Annotated in this window: 20 protein-coding genes; 8 read left to right on the forward strand and 12 right to left on the reverse strand. The window is 65.1% G+C overall.

All coding sequences use genetic code 11. From position 1 onward, the window contains the following. Window positions 1-33: 33 nt before the first annotated feature. On the reverse strand, window positions 34-948 hold the full coding sequence (locus tag CIHUM_RS10260; protein ID WP_051106533.1) for a DUF2891 family protein: 915 nt from the start codon (window positions 946-948) through the stop codon (window positions 34-36). 17 nt (window positions 949-965) lie between these two features. On the opposite strand from CIHUM_RS10260, the gene CIHUM_RS10265 reads away from it, so the two are divergent. Continuing rightward, on the forward strand, window positions 966-1,664 hold the full coding sequence (locus CIHUM_RS10265; RefSeq protein WP_035000260.1) for a CPBP family intramembrane glutamic endopeptidase: 699 nt from the start codon (window positions 966-968) through the stop codon (window positions 1,662-1,664). A 31-nt stretch (window positions 1,665-1,695) separates the two neighbouring features. Beyond that, a complete protein-coding gene (locus tag CIHUM_RS10270) occupies window positions 1,696-2,958 on the forward strand; it encodes an LCP family protein (protein WP_074432077.1) in 1,263 nt (420 codons plus the stop codon). A 242-nt stretch (window positions 2,959-3,200) separates the two neighbouring features. Here CIHUM_RS10270 and CIHUM_RS10275 read toward each other — a convergent pair whose 3' ends face one another. The 7 genes from CIHUM_RS10275 to CIHUM_RS10305 form a co-directional block, all read right to left on the reverse strand. After that, complete coding sequence (locus tag CIHUM_RS10275; RefSeq protein WP_035000261.1) at window positions 3,201-4,331, reverse strand: ABC transporter ATP-binding protein; 1,131 nt, start codon at window positions 4,329-4,331, stop codon at window positions 3,201-3,203. 33 nt (window positions 4,332-4,364) lie between these two features. Further along, complete coding sequence (locus CIHUM_RS10280; RefSeq protein ID WP_035000262.1) at window positions 4,365-5,687, reverse strand: ABC transporter substrate-binding protein; 1,323 nt, start codon at window positions 5,685-5,687, stop codon at window positions 4,365-4,367. A gap of 39 nt (window positions 5,688-5,726) precedes the next feature. Further along, on the reverse strand, window positions 5,727-6,722 hold the full coding sequence (locus CIHUM_RS10285) for a carbohydrate ABC transporter permease (protein ID WP_051106535.1): 996 nt from the start codon (window positions 6,720-6,722) through the stop codon (window positions 5,727-5,729). Next, complete coding sequence (locus tag CIHUM_RS10290) at window positions 6,723-7,676, reverse strand: carbohydrate ABC transporter permease (protein ID WP_035000264.1); 954 nt, start codon at window positions 7,674-7,676, stop codon at window positions 6,723-6,725. Window positions 7,677-7,888: 212 nt separating this feature from the next. Then, window positions 7,889-8,812 carry a DUF5926 family protein gene (locus tag CIHUM_RS10295; protein ID WP_035000266.1) on the reverse strand — a complete coding sequence of 308 codons (924 nt, stop codon included), beginning with the start codon at window positions 8,810-8,812 and terminating at the stop codon, window positions 7,889-7,891. Window positions 8,813-8,849: 37 nt separating this feature from the next. After that, window positions 8,850-9,539, reverse strand: coding sequence for a glycerophosphodiester phosphodiesterase family protein (locus CIHUM_RS10300; RefSeq protein WP_035000268.1), 690 nt, complete (start codon window positions 9,537-9,539; stop codon window positions 8,850-8,852). Window positions 9,540-9,547: 8 nt separating this feature from the next. Beyond that, window positions 9,548-10,306 (reverse strand): glycerophosphodiester phosphodiesterase, encoded by a 759-nt coding sequence (locus CIHUM_RS10305; RefSeq protein WP_051106536.1) that lies wholly within the window; start codon window positions 10,304-10,306, stop codon window positions 9,548-9,550. A 65-nt stretch (window positions 10,307-10,371) separates the two neighbouring features. On the opposite strand from CIHUM_RS10305, the gene CIHUM_RS10310 reads away from it, so the two are divergent. Further along, on the forward strand, window positions 10,372-12,288 hold the full coding sequence (locus CIHUM_RS10310; RefSeq protein ID WP_243427187.1) for an alpha/beta-hydrolase family protein: 1,917 nt from the start codon (window positions 10,372-10,374) through the stop codon (window positions 12,286-12,288). Here the strand turns inward: CIHUM_RS10310 and msrA are convergent, their stop codons facing one another. Continuing rightward, window positions 12,289-12,942, reverse strand: a complete 654-nt coding sequence (gene msrA / locus CIHUM_RS10315) for a peptide-methionine (S)-S-oxide reductase MsrA (protein WP_035000269.1) — start codon at window positions 12,940-12,942, stop codon at window positions 12,289-12,291. Window positions 12,943-13,032: 90 nt separating this feature from the next. Here msrA and CIHUM_RS10320 point away from each other — a divergent pair, with 90 nt between their 5' ends. Beyond that, the gene (locus CIHUM_RS10320) at window positions 13,033-13,635 is read left to right on the forward strand and encodes a superoxide dismutase (RefSeq protein ID WP_035000270.1); all 603 of its coding nucleotides are present in this window, start codon (window positions 13,033-13,035) and stop codon (window positions 13,633-13,635) included. 180 nt (window positions 13,636-13,815) lie between these two features. Beyond that, complete coding sequence (locus CIHUM_RS10325; protein ID WP_051106537.1) at window positions 13,816-14,991, forward strand: MFS transporter; 1,176 nt, start codon at window positions 13,816-13,818, stop codon at window positions 14,989-14,991. A 132-nt stretch (window positions 14,992-15,123) separates the two neighbouring features. Here CIHUM_RS10325 and CIHUM_RS10330 read toward each other — a convergent pair whose 3' ends face one another. After that, window positions 15,124-16,599 (reverse strand): TM0106 family RecB-like putative nuclease, encoded by a 1,476-nt coding sequence (locus CIHUM_RS10330; protein WP_035000273.1) that lies wholly within the window; start codon window positions 16,597-16,599, stop codon window positions 15,124-15,126. 88 nt (window positions 16,600-16,687) lie between these two features. Between CIHUM_RS10330 and CIHUM_RS10335 the strand changes: the two genes are divergently transcribed. Beyond that, window positions 16,688-17,323 carry a DUF6474 family protein gene (locus CIHUM_RS10335; protein WP_035000275.1) on the forward strand — a complete coding sequence of 212 codons (636 nt, stop codon included), beginning with the start codon at window positions 16,688-16,690 and terminating at the stop codon, window positions 17,321-17,323. Between the two features lie 4 nt (window positions 17,324-17,327). Here the strand turns inward: CIHUM_RS10335 and CIHUM_RS10340 are convergent, their stop codons facing one another. Both CIHUM_RS10340 and CIHUM_RS10345 read right to left on the reverse strand, forming a co-directional pair. Further along, window positions 17,328-17,966 (reverse strand): LuxR C-terminal-related transcriptional regulator, encoded by a 639-nt coding sequence (locus tag CIHUM_RS10340; RefSeq protein WP_035000276.1) that lies wholly within the window; start codon window positions 17,964-17,966, stop codon window positions 17,328-17,330. Further along, a complete protein-coding gene (locus CIHUM_RS10345) occupies window positions 17,944-19,221 on the reverse strand; it encodes a sensor histidine kinase (protein ID WP_051106538.1) in 1,278 nt (425 codons plus the stop codon). The genes CIHUM_RS10340 and CIHUM_RS10345 overlap by 23 nt, the downstream gene beginning before the upstream one ends. Between CIHUM_RS10345 and CIHUM_RS10350 the strand changes: the two genes are divergently transcribed. Continuing rightward, the gene (locus tag CIHUM_RS10350; RefSeq protein ID WP_035000277.1) at window positions 19,220-19,765 is read left to right on the forward strand and encodes a DUF2020 domain-containing protein; all 546 of its coding nucleotides are present in this window, start codon (window positions 19,220-19,222) and stop codon (window positions 19,763-19,765) included. The genes CIHUM_RS10345 and CIHUM_RS10350 overlap by 2 nt on opposite strands. Further along, complete coding sequence (locus tag CIHUM_RS10355) at window positions 19,762-20,715, forward strand: TIGR00730 family Rossman fold protein (RefSeq protein ID WP_243427188.1); 954 nt, start codon at window positions 19,762-19,764, stop codon at window positions 20,713-20,715. The genes CIHUM_RS10350 and CIHUM_RS10355 overlap by 4 nt, the downstream gene beginning before the upstream one ends. The last annotated feature ends 3 nt before the right edge of the window (window positions 20,716-20,718 follow it).

A 20,718-nucleotide genomic window follows, 5' to 3' on the forward strand; every position in this document is an offset into this window, starting at 1 on the left:
ACCGGATCGCATAGCCACGTTTGTACACGAATGTCAGCTGGTTGGTCTGTTTGCCGCCGCGTCCTCCGCGAGGACCGCGTAGGTGATCAGCCAGTGCGTTGCCATGAAGTTGTCGCCGGTCAGGTGGGGCGCGGCTGCGTCGATAAGCACCTGTGTTCCTTCCGGCTTACCAATTTCGCGCAGCAACCAGGCGCGGGTGAGCATGAGCCCGATGAGGTGGGCCTGCTGGCCGTCCTCCGGGTCCGTGACCTGGATCGGCGCGGTGTAGAACTCGAACGCCTCGGGTGCGAGGAAACCGTCCAGCCAAGTGGGGAACTCTTCGGCTGGTAGCACCCGGCGCATCAGCGCGGACTCGGCCAGGCCGTTGGAAACGAAATCGTGGCCCGAAACCTCCCACGCGTGCGGGTAGGCGCGGTCGTCGCCGAACCAGGCTTCGGCGGTGCGCTCCACCAGCTCGTGCAGCGCAGGTGCAGCATCGTGGATGAGCAGCAGCGCCAGCGCCGAGTTTGAGTGCACCCCGTGGCGCACCGGCCACTGCTGCGTGCCCAGCCACATGGCGATGTTGCGCTCCAGCTGGGCCTCAAGCGGCGCGAGCGAGCCCTCCCACCGGGTACCGCGGCACACTTTGACCAGCTGCATCGCCCACGCCCAGCCGTACGGGCGCTCGTAAAGCGGGTGGGTGCGCAGATACTCGGCCTCGGCGGCGACGTTGTCTTTGGTCAGGCGCTCATCGAGGAGGTCGGCGAGCCTGTGGTCGTCGACACGCAAATGCATCTTCACCGCGGTGCAGAGCATATGCACGCACGAGTGCCAGTCGTACGACCCCCAAAACGCCGGGTGCAGCGTCCGCGGGTCGGGGTGACCGGGGCCGGCCTGCTCATGGTGCATGGCGGCGGGGTACTCCTGGCCGACAACCTGCTCGATAGTGCGCGCCCACGAGTCCTGCATGGCGTTAAAGTTAGCGCATGACTCGGCGCCTGAAGCTCGAAATCGTGCTCGTCCTCTCGGTCACCTTCGGCACCGCGGGGCTGCGTGCGGCGCTTCGGCTTGTGGACTCGCTGCTGAAAGCCCCGCTGAACCAACAGAGCACCACCATCCACGACGCAGCCTCGTCGATTCCCTGGCTGGACCTGGCACTGCAGGCGACTTCCGCACTGACGCTTCTCGCGTGGGGCGGGCTGGCATGGTTCCTTTTGGAGGAGCGCTGGCGCTGGCCCCGCTGGGCGGATATGTGGCGCGGGGCCGGGTTCGCGGCGTTGATCGGGCTACCTGGCCTGGCGTTTTACGTCGCCGCGGTGCACCTCGGCCTGTCCAAGGTGGTGGTGCCGACCACCGCCGCGGTGCAGATTCCCACTTCACTGTTGTGGTCGTTCGCCAATGGATTCGGCGAGGAGATCGTGGTGGTGATGTACCTGGTCACACGCCTGAAGCAGCTGGGGTGGAAACCTGGGCAGTTCATCGCGGCCTCGGCGGTGCTGCGCGGTTCCTACCACCTGTACCAGGGGGTCTCGGCGGGTGTCGGCAACATTGTCATGGGCGTAATCTTTGCCTGGTACTTCCACAAAACTTCCCGGGTGTGGCCGCTGATCCTGGCGCACTTTCTCATCGATGCCGTGGCGTTTATCGCCTATCCGCTGCTGGACCTGTCGCGGCTCGGAATCTAAACACTTCCGTCACACTGGTTACACTAAGCGCATGTCTACTACGCCCCATTCCAACGACCCCCGCGATAAGGCGGGCGAGTTCGTGCTGGGCACAGACGGCAAGCCCCTCGTGGACCGCTTCGGCCGCCCTATTCGCCGTCGCACAACTGCTTCTCGACGCGATCCCGCCGCCCGCCACCCCGAAGAATTCACGCGCGTAGAACCCCGCGCGCGCAGAGTTCCGCCGCCGGTTTCTGCGCGGGTTGAACCGGGCCACACCGTCTACGAACCCCCCGCCGCCTACGAGCCGCGCCGCGCACCGCAGCACCCGCGCCGCCGGCCCGCGCAGCAGCGCCCCGCCCCGGAGGAAGTCCCGCTGCAGGTGTCGAAGCGGAGGCGGAGGGGGCCGAAGGAGCGTCGCAAAGTAAAGCTCCCCGGCTGTGGCGCAGTACTTGCCCTGGTCATCGCCTTGCTCATCGGCTCGGTGCTGATCGCGGACGCGCGCCTCAACCGCACCGCCGCCATGCCCGACCAGCAAATATCCGGCACCTCGGGGACCAATTGGCTGCTCGTGGGCTCCGACTCGCGCACGGGCTTAAGCGATAAGGACGTCGAGCGCCTCGGCACCGGCGGCGACCTGGGCACCGTGCGCACCGACACGATCATGCTCATGCACCTGCCGCTGCACGGAAAACCAACACTGGTGTCCATCCCGCGCGACTCGTACGTGCCCGTACCCGGGTACGGCTACGACAAGATCAACGCCGCGTTCTCCATCGGCGGCCCGCAGCTGCTGGTGGAAACCGTGGAGCAAAACACCGGGCTGCACGTGGACCGCTACGCGGAGATCGGCATGGGCGGCCTCGCCGGCGTGGTCGACGCGGCGGGCGGCGTGGAGATTTGCGTCGCCGAGCCCATCGACGACCCGTTGTCCAACATCAACCTCCAACCCGGCTGCCAGGAGATGGACGGCCCCACCGCGCTGGGCTACGTGCGCACTCGCGCCACCGCCCAGGGCGACCTGGACCGCGTGGCGCGCCAGCGCGAGTTCATGACCACCCTGGTCACGCGCGTGCTGTCCCCGTCCGTGTACCTCAACCCGTTCCGCATGGCGCGGCTGCTGTGGGTCACCCCGGCGCTGCTGACGGTCAACTCCGACGACCACGCGTGGAACCTCGCCCGCATCGTTATCGCCCTGCGCGGCGGCCTAGAGACGGAGACCGTGCCCATCGGCGGCTTCACCGACACCGAAGTGGGCAACGTGGTGCTTTGGGACGACACCGCGGCCGAAGCGCTGTTCGCCTCCCTGCGGTAAGCGGGCGTGGCGCGGGGGCGCCCTACCTCCCGCACATGGTGAATCTCCCATGGTGAATCCGAGCCTTTTAGGTAGAGATTCACCATTTGCAATTCACCATCCGCGCGATAAAGGCGAGAGACAGCAAAACCGGCTACCCAGTCCCGGCTACCAGCTGAAAAGGGAGCGCGGACAAAAAGTTGGAGTGTTGGGTCTTACTAGCTGGATTTGGCCGTTAGCCCGCGCCCGAAACCGGCCGAGCGTTAAAGGTAGTCGTAGTTGATCTCGGTCTCCGGGTCGAAGAACACCACGCCGCCTTCCATTGGGCGCAGGTAGATGGTGTCCCCGTGGTTGACTTCGATGCCGCGTGGAACCTTGACGGTGATGCGGTCGCCGCGCACCGCGATGACGTTGTCGGCCGTTTCCCGGCGGTTCCCGTAGACGTAAAGATCGGAGCCGAGGTGCTCCACAATGTCGACCTCAACCGGCAGCCCGTAATGCTCACCCGGCTGATTCACGCCGACGATCTCCCAGTTCTCCGGGCGCACACCGACGATCACGCGATCGGACTCCACTTTGGCGGCAAGCTCACGCGTAATGAAATAGTCCAGCGCGTGGCCCTTGCCGCCGACGACGTGACCGTCGATGAACGGCACGTTGTCAATCAACGTCATCGCCGGCGAACCGATAAACGATGCGACGAACGTGTTGCCCGGGTTGTTGTACAGGTTCGCCGGGGTATCAACCTGCTGAATGATGCCTTTCTTCAGCACGCAAACCCGATCACCCATGGTCATTGCCTCGGTCTGATCGTGAGTGACGTAGACCGTGGTGGTGCGCAACTTGCGCTGCAGCTGCAGAATCTGCGCGCGGGTGGACACACGCAGCTTGGCGTCCAGGTTGGACAGCGGTTCGTCCATGAGGAACACCTTCGGCTCACGCACGATTGCCCGACCCATGGCCACGCGCTGCCGCTGGCCACCGGACATCGCCGCAGGCTTTTTGTCCAGGAGATCCTCGAGCTCCAGCATCTTCGCCGCGAAGTCCACCCGTTCCTTGATGGTCGCTTTATCCGCCTTGGCGTTTTCCAACGCGAACGCCATATTCTGGCGCGCCGTCATATTTGGATAGAGAGCGTAAGACTGGAACACCATGGCGACGTCGCGGTCACGCGGACGCGTTTCCGTCACGTCCTCGCCGTCGATGAAGATCTGCCCTTCATCTACCGGCTCCAACCCTGCGAGCATACGCAGCGTCGTCGACTTGCCGCAGCCGGACGGACCGACCAGAACGAGGAACTCGCCGTCGGCGATGTCCAGACTGATGCGGCTGACCGCAGGCGGGCGCGACGGATCGTAGATACGGGACGCTTGGCGGAACTCAACGGTTGCCATGGGCGGCTCCTTCTTTCGCTCGAGCCTGGAAGGCTACTTGTCCAGCTTCGGGGTGATGTCGCGGTCGATAACCTGCTGGGTTTCCTTGTCCAGGTCCGCGAAGACCTTCTCTACGTCCTGCCCGCCAACGGTGATCTTGTCCAGTGCACCACCGATGCGCTTGCCTCCGCCCGGCACAAACACGCGCGCGAAGTCCTGCGGCTTGGTGTTTTCGTTGAGCTGCTTAATGGCAGTCTCCGCGTTCGGGTTCTCATCCAGGAACTTGCGCTCCTCCGGGTTGTCCAGTGCGTCCTTACGCACCGGCATGTAGCCGGTCTTCTGAGAGAACATGATGGTGTTCTCGGTGTTGGTGATGAAGTCGATGAATTTCACGGCGTTCTTCTTGCGCGCGTCCGAGATGCCGTTCGGAACAGCCAGGCCAGCACCGCCGGTAGCCGCGGACGGGCCGGGCCCCGGCAGGTAGGTGGTGATAAACGGCACCGTTGCGGACTCCTTCAGACCACCCAGCGAGCCGGTGGATTCAAGCAGTCCAGAGACGTTGCCGTTGCCGAATGCCACGGTCGGGTCGGTACCGATCTCGATGTGGCCCTTGTTCACCTGATCCTGCAGAAACTTCGCAGCCTCGATGGTCTTTGGATCCGAGAACTTCGGCTCCCACTCGTTGGAGTAGCCGCCACCGAAGGCCCAGACCATGCCCTGGAAGTACCAGTCCAGGTAGCTGGAACCGTCCGGGATGGTCAGCGCCGGCTTACCCGTCTTCTCTGTGAGCTTGGCTGCCCACTCGTCGAACTCCTGCCAGGTCTCAGGACCGCGGTCCGTGGGCAGACCAGCGGCAGCCAGGTCGTCGGTGTTCCAGTACATCAGGTTGGTCGAGCGGGAGTACGGGACACCGTAGTGCTTGCCCTCATAGAGGTAATCGTCACGCAGGGTGTCCACGTAGGACTCGTAATTGATGTCCTCGGACTCCCAAAGATCGTTCAGCGGGGTGGTGGCATCGTTCAGGGCGAAGTTGAACCAGGTCACGTCGGAGGCGACAATGACGTCCGGCAGGTCGGAACCAGCAAGCGCAGCGTTGAACTTTTGCGCCAGCTCTTCGTAGCTCGCACCGCCGTCGACAAGCTCGACGCTCAGATCCGGGTTTTCCTTCTCAAACGCCTCGATGAGTTCCAGCTCGAGGTCGCGGGAGTTACCCGGGTGGTTGGACCAGAAGACGATCTTGTTCTCGTCGCCGCCGTTACCGCCGCCGGTGTTACCGCCGTCGCTGGTGGAGCCACCTGCGCAAGCAGTCAGGGAAACAGCGGTGAGGGCAGCCAGGGCAGCAGCACCGAGACGTTTGGTCAGTGAGTTGTTAGACATGGGAATCTCCATTCTTGGATTGGTATAGGGAGTTTGTAGTTAGCCCTTGACGGCACCCGCAGTCAGGCCCTTGATCATCTGTTTTTGCAAAAAGAGGAACACGATAATCATGGGCAAAGTGGTCAACACGGTGCCGGCCATGACGGGCGCCCAGTTGGTCAGACCCTCTGCATCCTGCAGTCGGGTCAGGCCCACTGGCAGTGTCGCCGCAGCCGGGGTGTCCGTGATGAGGAACGGCCAGAGGTACTGGTTCCATTCGTTAACCACAGTTATCAGCAGGAACGCCGACAAGGTCGGCCAGGACATGGGCAAGACAACCTTGAACAGCTTCGCGAAAAAGCCGGCTCCGTCCATCTCCGCTGCTTCCAAGATTTCGACCGGAAGCGATTGGAAGTGGTTGCGCATGAGGAAGCAGCCGAAAGCCACACCTGCCAGAGGCACGATCACACCGGTCCAGGTATCGCGCCACCCCAGGGATGCGGCGAGCGAGTAGTTGGAAATGATGGTGATCTGGTTGGGCACCATCAATGCCGCGATTACCAGAAGAAACAGCAAGTTCCTCCCCGGGAAGCGGAGGAACGCGAAGGCGTACGCAGACAACACACCGAGCACCACCTCGATCACGGTGAGGATGAGCGTGATGCCGATGGAGTTACGCAGGTACTGCGGGAAACCGGACGTTTCCCACACACGCGCGTAGTTCTCCGGGACAATCGGTTCCGGCCAGAACGAAATCGGATCCGAGTACACGTCCTGATAGGTCTTGAACGAAGTGATCACGATGAAGTACAGCGGAACCAGAATCATCAGCACCGTGAGCACGAGCGCGATGTAGCCGAGGACTTTCATGCCCTTCGAGCTGGTCTCCGCAGGTGCTTCTTTACGATTGCGCTGAGCATCGGTGATCACCGGCTCGCCCGACGCTTGGCTTCCCGGCACAGGCGGCAGCGAATCCTCGTCCCGCACGACCGCTGCCGGGATCTGCGGCACTGGTTTTGTGGCCTTGCCTGAATCAGCTGAGAATTTCGTCGACATTTACTTGTCCAACCTTTCCTGCAGCTTGATCTGGAGCACAGTGATAACCAGGACAATCAGGAACATGATCGTGGCCACGGCAGCGCCGTAGCCCGCGCGTCCGTTGACGAAGGTCTCGGTATACACCTGGAAAACCATCGTCGTGGTGCCGTAAGTGAACGGGCCGCCCCTGGTCATCGCATTGATGATGTCGAAGACCTGGAAGGAGCTGAGCAGCACGGTGATCAGGAGAAAGAACGTGGTGCCGCGCAGCTGCGGCAGCACGACGCGGAAGAAGTGGCGGGACGATGACGTGCCGTCGATCTCGGCTGCCTCGTCCAGGTCGCGGCGACGCCCCTGCAGGGCGGCAAGGTAGATGACGAAGACGTAACCGACGTTTTTCCAGATGTAAGTCATCGTGATCATGAACAAGGCCCAGCCGGAGTTTTGGTAGAAATTCGGCACCGGGATGTTCATCAGGTTGAGGAAGTACTGGATGAGCCCGTACCGCGGATCGAAGACGAACTGGAACGCCACACCGATCGCAGCACCGGCGATGACGTAGGGGGCAAAGACCATCGATCGTACTGCAGCGCGGCCAAAGAGTTTCTGGTCCAGCAGGACCGCAAGCACAAGTCCGATCACCATCGACCCAGCTACGGCGAAGAAGGTGAAGATGAGGGTGTTCCAGACGATGGTTTTGGTTTCCGGGGCTTGGAACCAATCGATGTAGTTCTGTAGCCCTACCCACGTCATCGTTGGCGAGGAAATGTTCCAGTTGTAGAACGAAATTCGAATGTTATCTACCAACGGACGGTAGGTGAACAGGATGAGCAGCAGTAGGTTCGGGCCAATCAGCAAAGTGGCCAGCCCTACCTGGCGCCAGTCAATTTTCCGTCGTCCCTTCCCGCGGGATGCCGCGTACTCTTCGGAGACTTCAGGCTCCTCGGAGACAGCCGGAATCGTCGCATTCATGCAGAGCACCGTAGGCTCTGCCGATTAACGAACAGTAAACTTAAAGTAGTCTTAAAGAAAACGTTGATCGAACGGATCGTGCTCGTAAAAAATTCTATGTCGCGGGGCAACGTCATATGTTCGCACCATTTTCATGCCAGCATTTCTGAGTGGCGTGTGAAAACGACGGAACCGGCCACCCCGCGTTCAGGGTGACCGGTTGGATCTCCTCGCTAGATGGTCACCTGGCGGGACTTGATGTTGTCCAACTGCTTGCGCTCGTCAGCAGACAGTGCGGCGTCGTTGGCGTACTCCGCCTCGATCTTCGTGTTCAGCGCGGTCAGTGCCTCCTCATAGGAGCCTGCCTCCACGGACGGGTCGAGGTCGAACACCGGCACGACCAGGCCGTGGGTGCGGAAGGCGCCGGCGAACTTGGTGCCTTCGCCCAGGTTCAGCTCGCCGCGTGCGGCGATGCGGGCCAGAGCGGAGAGCATCTGCGCCTCGTTGTCCTCGGTGCGCACCCAGCGGATGTGGGCCTTGCCGCCGCCAGGGTTGACCCACCAGATCGCGCCCGGCAGGTCCGCGCCCACCTTCTCGGACGGCAGGACGGCGTCGTTGGCCTGCTGCAGCGCCTGCTGGATCTGCGGCGGCACTGCGGCACCTTCGGGGAACCACCAGGAGAAGTCCTGGTAGGTGGTGATCTCGGGCGTCGCGTCTGCGTCGATAAGCGAGGTGAGCTCCGGCTGCGAACCATCGGCGACGGTGGACTGCAGCGTCTCGCCCGGCTTCGCGTCGACGACCCAGTTCAGGGCGTACGCGAGGTCGCGGCCCGGGTTCTGGGAGTGGGAGGTGACCTGCAGGGCCACGAAACGCTCGCCTCCCTGCGACTCCTCGCGCACCAGCGCGGCGCCGGCGCCCGGCAGCACGCTGGCGATGTTCACCGGGGTGCCCTTGATGTCATAGGTGGTCACAGCGGACGGCACGAACTCCTGCAGGGCGACCAGGTCGGCCTCTGCGGCTAGGCCGCCGAACGGGCGGGGGTCCTTCTGCAGCTTCTCGCGCTCGGCAGCGCGGGCGGCCAGCTTGGCCTCGCGACGGGTCATGCCCTCGGGCAGGTCCTCGCGGTTCTTCTTCTTTTTCGGCTTGCGTTGCACCATGGGCGCAAATCTACAGCACACCCATGTCCGCCAAGGCTTAAGACAGTGTCTCCAGCGCGATGTGCGGCAGGTCGGTGCCGATTAATGACGCACCGTTTTCTTTCAGCCACACCATGTCCCTAGGCAGGTTCACGGTCCACACGTAGGTACGGAACCGTCCGTCGAGAAGCTCAGGCTGCGCTTTGGCCTGCCGCACACTCGGGCCTGCATCGCAGTCCCCCACAGGCAAAAACGGCCCATTCACCAGCAGAAACGTGTCGATATCAGGGAGCAATCGCTGGAACCGCTCAATCGCGCCGGGATCGAAAGAAATAAGGTGCACCCGCTCGTCCGCGTCCATTCCGCGTGAGCGCAGCACCTCGGCGACTGCCTCCTCGAGCGCCGCGCCGAACGGCGATGGGTGCTTCGTCTCAATCAGAATGTGTTTGCCGGGATATCGGTCGAGCAGATCCAGCAGCTCGTCCAGCAGCATGATCTGCTGCGGATCATCGTCGGTGCCGACGTTGAGTTTGCGGAGCTCGTCGATAGTCATCTGCGCAACTTCGCCGGTGTCATCCGAAGTGCGGTCCACGGTGAGGTCGTGAATAACCACCACCTGGCCGTCCTTGGAAAGGTTTACGTCGCACTCGATACCTACGATGTCCAGCTTGAGCGCTTCTTCGAACGCACGGCGCGTGTTCTCTGGGTAAAGCCCGTTGAAGCCACGGTGGGCGATAATGCCGGCCATCGTCGCCCCTACCCCGCCACCGCCGCGGCCGGCACCTGCTCGAACGCAGCGAGCGCGACGTCCGGGAGGTCGGTGGCGATGACGTCGACGCCGTTGTCGGCGCACCAGCGCATCTGGCGCGGGGTGTTCACGGTCCAGGTGTAGGTGCGCAGTCCCCGGTATCCCAGCAACTCGCGGCGTATTTGCAGGTGCTGTAGCGCAGGCCCGACGCCGTAGGGGCGGGAGAACATGTGGTTCTTCTTGTTCCACCGCATCTCTTTAAGGCGGAACAGGTAGAAGGTCTCCAGCTCGGGCGCCATGCGGGTGAAGTAGCGCACGGCACGGTGGGAAAACGAGATCACGTGCACGTTCTCGGATTCGTGTAGCCCGGCGTAACGCAGGGTGCGGAGTGTCTGCTCGTCCACTTCGGGCCCGTAGATGGTGGGGTGTTTGGTTTCGATGTAGATGTGCTTGTCGGGGTAGTCCTGCATCAGTTCAAGCAGTTCTTCCAGGCACATGATTTGCTGCGGCTCGTCGGCGGTTCCGCAGTTGAGCCGGCGCAAATCAGCGAAGTCCATGCAGTCCACGCGACCGCGGCCGTCGGTGGTGCGGTTGACCGAAGAGTCGTGGAAGACCACCACGCGCCCGTCGCGGCTCAAGCGCACGTCGCATTCGATGCCGTGGATGGGCAGTTTCAACGCTTCTTCGAACGCCCGGCGCGTCAGCTCCGGGTGGTGGCCGGAGAATCCGCGGTGCGCAACAATCTTGGGAACCCTCAGTTCGCTCACGGCCCCTGAGGCTACCCGCGCGCAGCGGGCCCCGCGACCGGAATATTTTTGGAACAATCGCTTCCGTGCCTTCCAACTTCCTCGACCACGCCCGCAAGGCTTTGCATCAGCTGCCGGATGCGCTGCAACGCGCGCGTTCGCGCTATTCCGTCAGGCGCGACGGTGTGCTGGCGTTGCCGATGGGCGTGTTGGAGGTGTTGGCTGATATTTCCCCGGGCGTGCGCATGGGCGGTCTGCGCCGTTTGCCGCCGAGTTTCCGGGCGGGGCTTGCGGGGGCTGAGGTGGCGACGTGGGGTGCGGTGTCGCCGTCGCTGCTGCCGCACAGTTGGTGGGCGACAGCGGCGAACGTGGGTGTGTTGCAGGGCATGGGCCATGGCTTTGCGACGGTAGCTTCGCAAGCCCTCCGCCCCGTCCGCTCCGACGAACCGCAGAGTTTGCTTCCGGCCCCGGTGCGCCTGGCCATGACCGGGGTGACCGCCGGCGTGTTTGCCACGTCGTTGCGCAGACGCGCGCACCAGGAACAGCTGTTGGAAAGCGACGAGAAGTTCAAGGTCAGTCCGCAGATCCTTGGCATCACGCTGGGCACGCTGGGCTACGGCGTGGTGCTGCTGATCGGCGACGCGATCCAGGCGTTCATCGACGCGATCAACGAGCTGTTGGGCAAGAAGCTGCCGCCGGTGGCGTCCTGGCCGCTGGCGATCGCGGGCGGCGGCGCCCTGCTGATTTTGGTGGGCGACCAGATGGTGGTGCGCCGCTTCGCGGTGCGCGTGAGCCGTCAGGCCCAAGAGCTGGATCGCGAGTTCATGCGTGGCGCGGACCAGCCACAGCGCGCCGAGCGTTCCGGTTCGCCTGACTCGCTGGTGGATTGGGACACGATGGGTCGCCAGGGCCGCGCGGTGGCGGCCGGCGGGCCGCGCAAGGCCGACATTGAGCGCCTGCTCGAGGGCGAGGCGATGGAGCCGATCCGCATCTTCGTGGGCCTGGACTTGGGCGCGGAGGACACCCCGGATTTCGAGGCTATGGCCGCCGTCGCAATCAAGGAGATGCACCGCACCGGCGCCTTCGAACGCAGCCACATCGCGGTGATGTCGGCGGCGGGCACGGGGTGGATCAACGACTTTCACACCTCGGGCTTCGAGTTTGTCACCCGCGGCGACTCGGCCGTGGTGGCCATGCAGTACTCCTACCTACCCTCGGCGTATTCGTACTTGGCGGACCGCAAAAACCCGGTGCACTCCTCGCGCGTGCTCATCGAGGCGATCTGCCGCGAGCTGGAGAACATCGACCCCACCGATCGCCCGAAGCTGTACGTCGGTGGCGAGTCGCTGGGCGCGTACGGGGTCTCGGACGCGTTCGAAACCGTCGAGGAGTTCCTCGAGCACACCTCAGGCGGCGTGTTTACTGGCACGCCCGGGTTCGCCCGCAACCACAGCTACCTGACCAGGCACCGCGAGAAGGGCTCTCCGCAGCGCCTCCCGCTTATCGACGGCGGCCGCCACGTCCGCTTCACCGCCCATCCCGCACACCTGCGCCACGACTTCCGTGGCAACGCCTACCGCAACAGCTGGGAAGAACCCCGCTTTGTGTTTGCCCAGCACGCCTCCGACCCAGTGGTGTGGTGGGAGCCGTCCCTGGCGTGGAAGGCCCCGGACTGGCTGCGCGAGCCCGGCTCGCGCGGCGTGCCGGCCCCGCGGGCGCAGCACCTCGATGCGCTGGACACGATGCGGTGGATGCCGCTGGTGACGTACTGGCAGGTGGGCATTGACCAGCTGCCGTCAAAGAACTACCCCTCACCGCACGGGCACAACTACCACGATGAGACGGTCGCCTATTGGAACGCGGTCATCCACGGCGCGGGCGATCACACGCGCCACCGAGCGCTTTCCCGCCCCGAGCTGGTGCGTGTGTCACGCTGGATCCACAACGACGCCACGAAGACCCGAATGCCGACGGACGGTTTCCCTTCTAAGTACGGCTACTAGCTAAATCCCGCAGGCCACGCCGGTGGAGTGGTGCGGGCAGTAGCCGTTTGGCACCTTGTGCAGGTACTGCTGGTGCTCTTCCTCGGCCAGGTAGTAGCGCACGCCGTCGGCCTCCGCGGATTTCACCTCGGTGGTGATGTCGCCGTAACCGGCGCTTTGCAGGTCCTGCTCATACTGGCGGATCCACCCGCGGATCTGCTCCGCCTCTTCTTCGGTGTCGGTGTAGAAGGCGGAGCGGTACTGCGTGCCCACGTCGTTGCCCTGGCGGTAGCCCTGCGTCGGGTCGTGCGCCTCCAGCGCAGCCTTCACAATTTCTTTCAGCGTGATCACCTCCGGGTCGTAGACCACCTCCACCGCTTCTACGTGGTTGGTCTGCCCGGAGCACACCTCGCGGTAGGTCGGGTTCGGGGTGATCCCGCCGGCGTAGCCCACCGACGTGGAGTTCACACCGTCCATCTGCCAGTACATCTTCTCCGCGCCCCAGAAGCAGCCGATGCCCACCAGCAGGCGTTTTTGGCCTTCGCGCCACGGGCCAGAGGTGGGTGTGCCCAAAACCGCGTGCTCGCGCGGGTTGGCGAGGACGGGCTCGGGGCGGCCGGGGAGGGCGGAGTTGGCGTCGACAAGCTTTGGCTCAGGTGCGAAAAGAAATCCCATGCCCCCTACAACGGATTACCTCACAACACTGTTCCCAAATTTTCTCTACCATGGGGCCCGCAACTGATTCGCAGACGAAAGGAATCAATCATGGCTGTTTACGAGCTTCCCGATCTCCCCTACGCATACGACGCGCTGGAGCCGCACATCTCCTCTGAGATTATGACGCTGCACCACGACAAGCACCACGCGACCTACGTCGCTGGCGCCAACGCCGCGCTCGAGGCCCTCGAGGCTGAGCGCAACGGTGAGGCTAACCCGGACCGCCTGCGCGCCCTGTCCAAGAACCTGGCGTTCAACCTGGGTGGCCACACCAACCACTCCATCTTCTGGAAGAACATGGCACCGAACGCTGGCGGCAACCCGACCGGCGAGATCGCTGAGGCGATCGACCGCGACTTCGGCTCCTTCGAGGCCTTCAAGAAGCAGTTCGCTGGCGTGGCCACCGGCCTGCAGGGCTCCGGCTGGGCAGTGCTCGGCTACGACCACATCGCCGGCCGCCTGATCATCCAGCAGCTGACCGACCAGCAGGGCAACATCTCCGTGGACTTCACCCCGGTGCTCATGCTGGATATGTGGGAGCACGCGTTCTACCTGCAGTACAAGAACGTCAAGGCTGACTACGTCGAGGCTTGGTGGAACGTTGTCAACTGGGACGACGTCAACGAGCGTTACGCAAAGGCATCCGCTTAACGACGGCTCCGCCTCCCCCTCACACCAGCGCCCGCCACTTCCATTTCCGGAAGGGCGGGCGCTGGTTTTCCCTGTGATACGTCGAGTCCCTGCGAACTCACAACCCATACTAGGTTAGGCTTACCTTAATGCGCAACCGTTCCGGCAAAAAATCGTTGCGCTTTTCCTAGCATGGGGAGCATGCAGAAGGGCAGCCCGGAATATCGTCGCGCAACGTGGGCCATGCTCGCATTCGGGCTAGCCATCTTCAACGCGTTGTACGCAACACAAGCGCTGCTGCCCACGCTCACCACGGAGTTGGCGGTGAGCCCGTCCACCGCCGCGCTGACCGTCTCCGCCGCCACCGGCGCGCTCGCACTGTGCGTGGTGCCTGCCTCCATCCTGTCGGAGAAGTATGGCCGCGGGCGCGTGCTGGTGGTCTCGGCGCTGGGCGCCACCGCTCTGGGCCTGGCGCTCCCGCTCGCGCAGACGGCGGGGCAGCTCATCGCGTTGCGCGCGGTGCAGGGCGCGCTCATCGCCGGCACCCCGGCTGTTGCCATGACCTGGTTGTCCGAAGAACTCGATTCGCGCGACCTGCCCGGCGCGATGGGCCTGTACATCGCCGGTAACTCCATCGGGGGCTTAAGCGGGCGCCTCACCCCTGCCGGGCTTCTAGAGGTCACCTCCTGGCGCTGGGCCATGTTCGGCAGCGCGCTCGTGGCGTTCACCTTGGCGGCCTTGGCGGCGTGGGCGTTGCCGCAGCAGCGCAACTTCGTGCCGAAGGCGTCGATACGCCCCAGCGTCGAAGTGGGCGCGATGCTGGGCCACCTGCGCAACCCGCGGCTGGTGGGGCTCTATGCAACTGCTTTTATCGCCATGGGCGTATTCGTGTCCATGTACAACTTCTTCGGCTTCCGCGCCGTGCTCGACTACGGGCTGCCCGCGGCCCTATCGGGCCTGGTCTACGTGGTGTACCTGTCCGGCACCTGGTCCAGCGCGCGGGCCGGGGCACTTTCACGACGCTACGGGCGCGGAGTGGTGGTGCTCGCCGCCGCGACGATGATGTTGTTGGGCGCATTGGCCGTCGCAGCGCCGAGCCTCTGGATCGCTTTGGCGGGCCTGCTGGTGTTCACCGCCAGCTTCTTCGCGCTGCACTCCACGGCCTCCGGATGGGTCGGCCTCATCGCCGAGCGCGACCGCGCCGAAGCGTCCAGCATGTACGTGTTTTGCTACTACATGGGCTCTTCTATCCTGGGCGCGGCGACCGGCTGGGCGTACGAGGGTTTGCCGTGGGCAGGGTTCGTCGCGGTGCTGGTGGCGCTGCTCGGCGGGCTGGCACTGGTGTCAACGGCGCTGTGGAAGGCGGAGCGGTACTGATCTGCTAGTTGCGCAAAAGTACCACTAGCAGATCCGCTCCTTACTGGCACTCAGTTTCAACATCACCTGGGCAATCAGAAAGTTGGACACGTGATCTGCTAGTTGCCCCAAATGATGAACTAGCAGATTCGATTACACGCTGCCGAACTCCGGCACGCCCGGCGCGCCAGCATCCAGGAACTCGCGCACGGCACGGGTGGCGCGGCAGTCGTCCTCGTTGTAGCGCAGCAGCATGTCGCGGGCGGCCTGGTCACCGAAGCGGGCGGCGCGTCGCAGCGCCACGGAGCGCTCGCCGTCCACGTCGTCGTCCTCCCATTCGAAGCCGACCACCGGACCAAGCACCTTCAGGCCCAGCCCGTCGGTGCCCACGAGCGAGCGGCGCACGTGGGCGAACACGTCCACCCACTCGTCGGAGGCGATGAACGCGGCAACTTCCCCGGCATCTACGGAGGCGAAGCGCTTGGCCGACGAGCGCAGCCAGTGGTTCTCCCCGCCCGCGGCGTAGCAGTAGGCGCGGAAGGTCTTGCCCTCCGCAAGCGCTTCAGAACGGCGCGCCATCAGCCAGGACCAGAACGCGGCGAAGTTTTCCTCCTCGGCGTCGCCGCCGACCTCGTCCCAGGTGGCAAAGGCGCGGTAGTCGGTGCCGTCGAAGGTGCCCCACAGGTAGGCGCCCTGGTCCAGGTATGCCTCCATGTCCACGTCCACCTCCACGTCGGCGCGGGGTGCGGGCGTGAAATCGGATCGCCGCAGGATGGGAATGCCTGCGCGCCAGGCGCGGGCGAGGGCGGCGGGTTCGGGCGGAGCTTCGTCGATAAGCTGCTGCACCGTATGGATGCCGCGCTCGCGCCAGTAGTCGCCGCGGCCGCCCGGAAGCAGCAGCGAGATGTCGTCGAGTTCAACAAGGCGCGGCTCGCACAGCGGCCAGAACCGGCAGGTGGCGCACTGTTTCAACCGCTTGGGCTCGTCTGGCAGCGGCGCCAGCAGCGCGCCGATAAGCGACTCGATGTAGCGCTCCGGCTCGCACAGGTACGCGCGCGTGCGGTCCTGCCCGATCACAGCCCCGCGGCCGTCCGCGCGCTCGCCGAGCAGCAGGTGTGCAAGCGTGACGCGGTAGCCGTCCACGGTGTGGTGGCGCGCCTTCGCGTGCACCGTCAACGGCTGGGCCAGGCCCAGGCGCCCGGTGGGGATCATGGAAAGCTCTGCACTCGGATGCGAACGGGCGACGCGGTGGTTGGAAATCACCACGGGCAAATACCCGGCGTCGGTGCGCACGAGCACGTCCACGTCCGCCTCCGCGTCTATGCCCTCCACCGCGCCAACCAGGGTGGCGTTGGTGATCAGGTGCGCGCGGCGTCGAAAAGCATCCTGTGTTGCGGCGACACGATCCGAACCGGGATCGATGTCCACCCGCACAAAAGTCTTGCCAGCGCCGTCGCCCATGGCGCGTTTGACGGGCAGCAGGTCGAACACGGTGGCGCGGGCGGCGTCGATTTGCGGCTGGCGCAGCAGCGCCTCCGGCAATTCGGGTACGTCCGGGTGCGCGCGGCGCTGCCGCTGGCGGAAGCGGCAGCCCACGAGGTCTGAGGCGCGCACAGGTTCGTTACTCACAATGCCTCAAACGATACCTGGGCAGGGGTAGTGCCCCGGAAGGTACAGTGAATGGTCGTTAGAGCGAACGATTAGAGGAGATAAAACCATGGGTGTTTTCGAGGCCATCCGCAAGTCCCGCGCGAAGACGAAGGCCGAGGTCAAGGCCGCGCAGTCGCACGCGCGCCAGCTGGCCAAGCAGGAGGCGAAGGCCGACGAGCGCGTGGCCAAGCTCCTGGACAAGGCGGAAAAGCGCCTGCTCAAGGAAGAGAAGAAGGGCCTGAAGCGCAAGCAGAAGCACGAGAAGGACCTGGCCAAGGCGCACCTGAAGCGCATCCAGGAGTCCGGCGTGACCCAGAAGAAGGCGAAGCAGTGGGTCTCCGCCGCGCGCGTGCTGGTGCCGGTGCTGCTGCCTCTGGCGTACAAGGCGCTGACCTCGTTCCAGCAGAGCCAGGTGAACAACCGCGCCGCCGGCCTGGGGCTGACGTCGCAGGACCTCGCGCGCCACTCCGGCCGCGGCGCCGAGCTCAAGGCGCGTATCGACGCCGTCCGGCAGAACGTCGAGCACACCGACAACCTAGGCGAGGGCTTCAAGGGCGACGCGCGCGTGCGTCTGGACGAGCTGGAGCAGGCCGTGCGCAACGCCGAGCACGCCAACCCGGAGCAGCGCCGCTTGGCTCACAACTCCATCGACGAGGACCTGAACAAGCTGGCGGCAGAGGTACACGCCAAGCTGTCCAAATAAGCCGCTACAGCACGCCCTGCTCGCGCGCGGACGCCACGGCGGAGGTGCGCGAGCGCACGCCCAGCTTGTCGTAAATGTGCACAAGGTGGGATTTCACGGTCGCCTCGGAGAGCATGAGCTGGCGGCCGATTTCGCGGTTGGAGGAGCCAGCGGCCACGAGCTGCAGCACCTCCAGCTCGCGCGGGGTGAGCGACGAGCGCGGGGTGCGCTCGCGGGATTCGAGCCGGTCGCGCACGACGGGTGACATGGTGGCGTCGCCGCGTGCGGTGGAGCGCACCGCTGCGACGAGTTCTTCCGGCGGGGCGTCTTTAAGCAGGTAGCCCACGGCGCCGGCCTCGATGGCGCCGAGGATGTCGGCGTCCGTGTCGTAGTTGGTCACCACCAGCACCTTGGGTGGGTGGGGCATGTTGGCCCGAATCGCGGCGGTGGCTTGGGCGCCGGTGGTCACGCGCTGGCCTTCCGCGCCGGCGCCGAAGCGCAGGTCCATGAGGATGACATCGATGCCGCCGGCCTGCGCGGTGGCGATGGCGCCTTCGGCGGTGGCTACCTCGGCCACCACTTTGATGTCCTCGGCGGCCTCCAGTACGGAGCGCAGGCCGAGGCGGACAATCTCGTGGTCGTCAGCCAGCAGTACCCGGATCAACGTCGGTCTCCTCGCTAGAATCAAGGTCAGTCTTTTGGTTGATCCTAACCGGCACAGCCACGGTCAGCGCCGTCGGCCCGCCGGGTGCGGACTCGATCTCCAACTTTCCGCCCAGCTCCACGGCGCGCGAGCGCATCGCGTCCAGCCCCAGGTGGCCCAGCCCGCTGGGTTTGAGCCCCTGCGCGTTAACGTCGAAGCCGCGGCCGTTGTCCACCACGTCCAGGCGCACCTCGTCCGGCGCGTAGGTCAGGGTGATGCGGGCAATACTCGCCTCGGCGTGGTTGATCACGTTGGACACCGCACCCTGAGCAATGCGCAGCAGCCCGGCCTCCACCCGCATTGGCAGCGGCACGGCCTCGCCGTCGACTTCCACCCCGATGTCCAGCCCACCTGCTTCGCCGAAGTCGCCGGCCACCCGCGCCAGCGCGTCGCGCAGCGAGGACTCGGTCAGCGGCGCCGGCGCAAGCGCGGCGATCATCGCGCGGGTCTCCGCCAGGTTATTCGACGCCGCCCGGCGCGCCGTCTCCATCTTCCGCAGCGGCGCCTGCACCTTATCCTCCGGCAGCCCGCTTGCCCGCACGTCCTGTTCCGCCGAGTGCAGCAGCATCTGGATCGACGACAGGTTCTGCGCCACCGTGTCGTGCAGCTCGTGCGCGAGGCGTTCGCGCTCCTGGGCCACGCCGGCGGCGCGTTCGGTGTCGGCGAGGCGGTCGCGTGTGGCCAGCAGTTCGTCGATAAGCTGCTGCCTCTCGCGGCTGACGCGGGTGATGGTGTCGAAGGCGTACGCGATCGCCACCACAACCACCGCGGACAGCGCCGGGCCCATGATCCCGCCGAGGGTGAGACCGGTCGGGACCTGCATGCCAATCGCAATGCCCAGGCACACCACCACCCACGCGTAGCCGATCCAGTTGTCAAAGGCGCGCAACGCCACGAAGAACAGCACGAACACCCAGTACACGGCTACTGGCGAGACGGTCATGTCCGCCACCCACACCGCCGTCGCCCCCAGCATCCACGCCACACGCCCCCACATGCCCCAGCGGTACATCTCCACCATGCCGTAGAACAGCAAAAATGCGAACGCCGCGGTCATCACAATGTGCAGCAGCGCGCTATTGAGCGGCATACGCGCGAGCGCACCGAAGGAGACGAGCATGAGGCACACCGCCAGCACCGTGATGCCCGAGTCGAGCGCCCGGTAGTCCGCGGTCTTTCCGGGATGCTGCTCCAACAGCACTAATCTGGAGCTCATGCGTCTGAGAGTACCCACCGCCCTGTTCGTGCTCGCCCTCGCCGGGTGTTCGCAGGAGCCTTCGCCTATCGACGACCCTTCGGCCGCCCCCGCGCCCGAACCCACCCTGCCCGTGCAGGCCCTGCCCGACACCCCGCGCGATAGCTGGACCGAGTGCCCCTACCTGGACACCGAATGGGTCGCGCAGACCAACGGCCAGCGCGTCACCGGCGTGGGCACCGACACCCGCTTCGACCCGCCAGCCTGCCAGTTCTGGTCCTACCCCGAGGAGCCGCAGCTGACCGTGCTGGTGCGCCACATGGATTCTGTGGAAGACGCCCGAGCCGTGGTGGACTTCGTCGCCCCGGTGGACCTGACCCAGCCGGCGACGCTGCCCGGCGGGTGGGACGGCGGCCGCCACGGCGGCGGGGACGTGCCCGGCCGCATCGGCGCAGCGTACGCCGTGGCCAAGGGGCCCACCGCGGTGGCGGTGTTCACCAACCAGCACGAGTCCGTCAAGGCCGAAACGGTGGCGAAAGAAGTAATCGCTAACCTGGCCCTGTGAATAGTCCCGTGATGATCTCCGTAGCCGCCATCGTGTTCACCGACGACACCGGAAAAGTGCTGTGCGTGCGCAAGCACAATAGCCCACGCTTTCAGCTGCCGGGCGGCAAGCCGGAGTCCGGCGAGACGCTGGTAGACACCGCGCTGCGCGAGACCCGGGAGGAGGTCGGCCTAGACGTCGACCCGGAAGATCTCAGCTACCTGGGCCAGTTCAGCGCACCTGCCTCCAACGAGCCGGGCTGCACCGTGACCTCCACGGTGTTTTTGCACCCCGGCGCCGGCCTGTCCCCCGCGCCCGCCGCGGAGATCGCCGAGGCCCGCTGGATCGACCCCACGGCCCCCGATGCCGAGCTCGCACCGCTGCTGCGTGGCGAGATTTTCCCGGCGCTGAAGTCCCGCGAGATCGAAGCCATCGCCGTCTACGCCGGGGCGCGCGAGGGCACCAACCCGAACAACGCCGCGTTGGCCAGGGCGTTCGGCGAGGCGCTCGCGGACGCCGACATCACTTTGGTCTACGGCGGGTCAAAGGTGGGGCTGATGGGTGAGGTGGCCGAGGGGGCGTCGACAAGCATTGGCATCCTCACCGAGCACCTAGCCAACTACGAGCTGCAGTACGAAGGCCTCGAGCGCCTCGAGGTGGTGACCACCATGTCCGAGCGCAAGGCCCGCATGAGCGAGCTTGCCGACGCCATCGTGGCCCTGCCCGGCGGCGCCGGCACCCTCGACGAGCTGTTCGAGGAATGGACCAGCCAACAGCTCGGCCTGCACCAAAAACCCATCGGGCTGCTGGGCAGCGAATTCTGGGCGCCGCTGGTGGCGATGATCGACCACATGGTGGACCAGGGCTTCATGCGCCCGACGGACCGCGCGCATATGGTCGTCGCCGACGACCCGCAGGAGCTCCTGGCCAAACTGCGCGCATGGGCGCCGCCGGTGCCACGCTGGCTCTAGTCG

It is taken from the genome of Corynebacterium ihumii, assembly GCF_028609825.1.
Classification (GTDB): domain Bacteria; phylum Actinomycetota; class Actinomycetes; order Mycobacteriales; family Mycobacteriaceae; genus Corynebacterium; species Corynebacterium afermentans.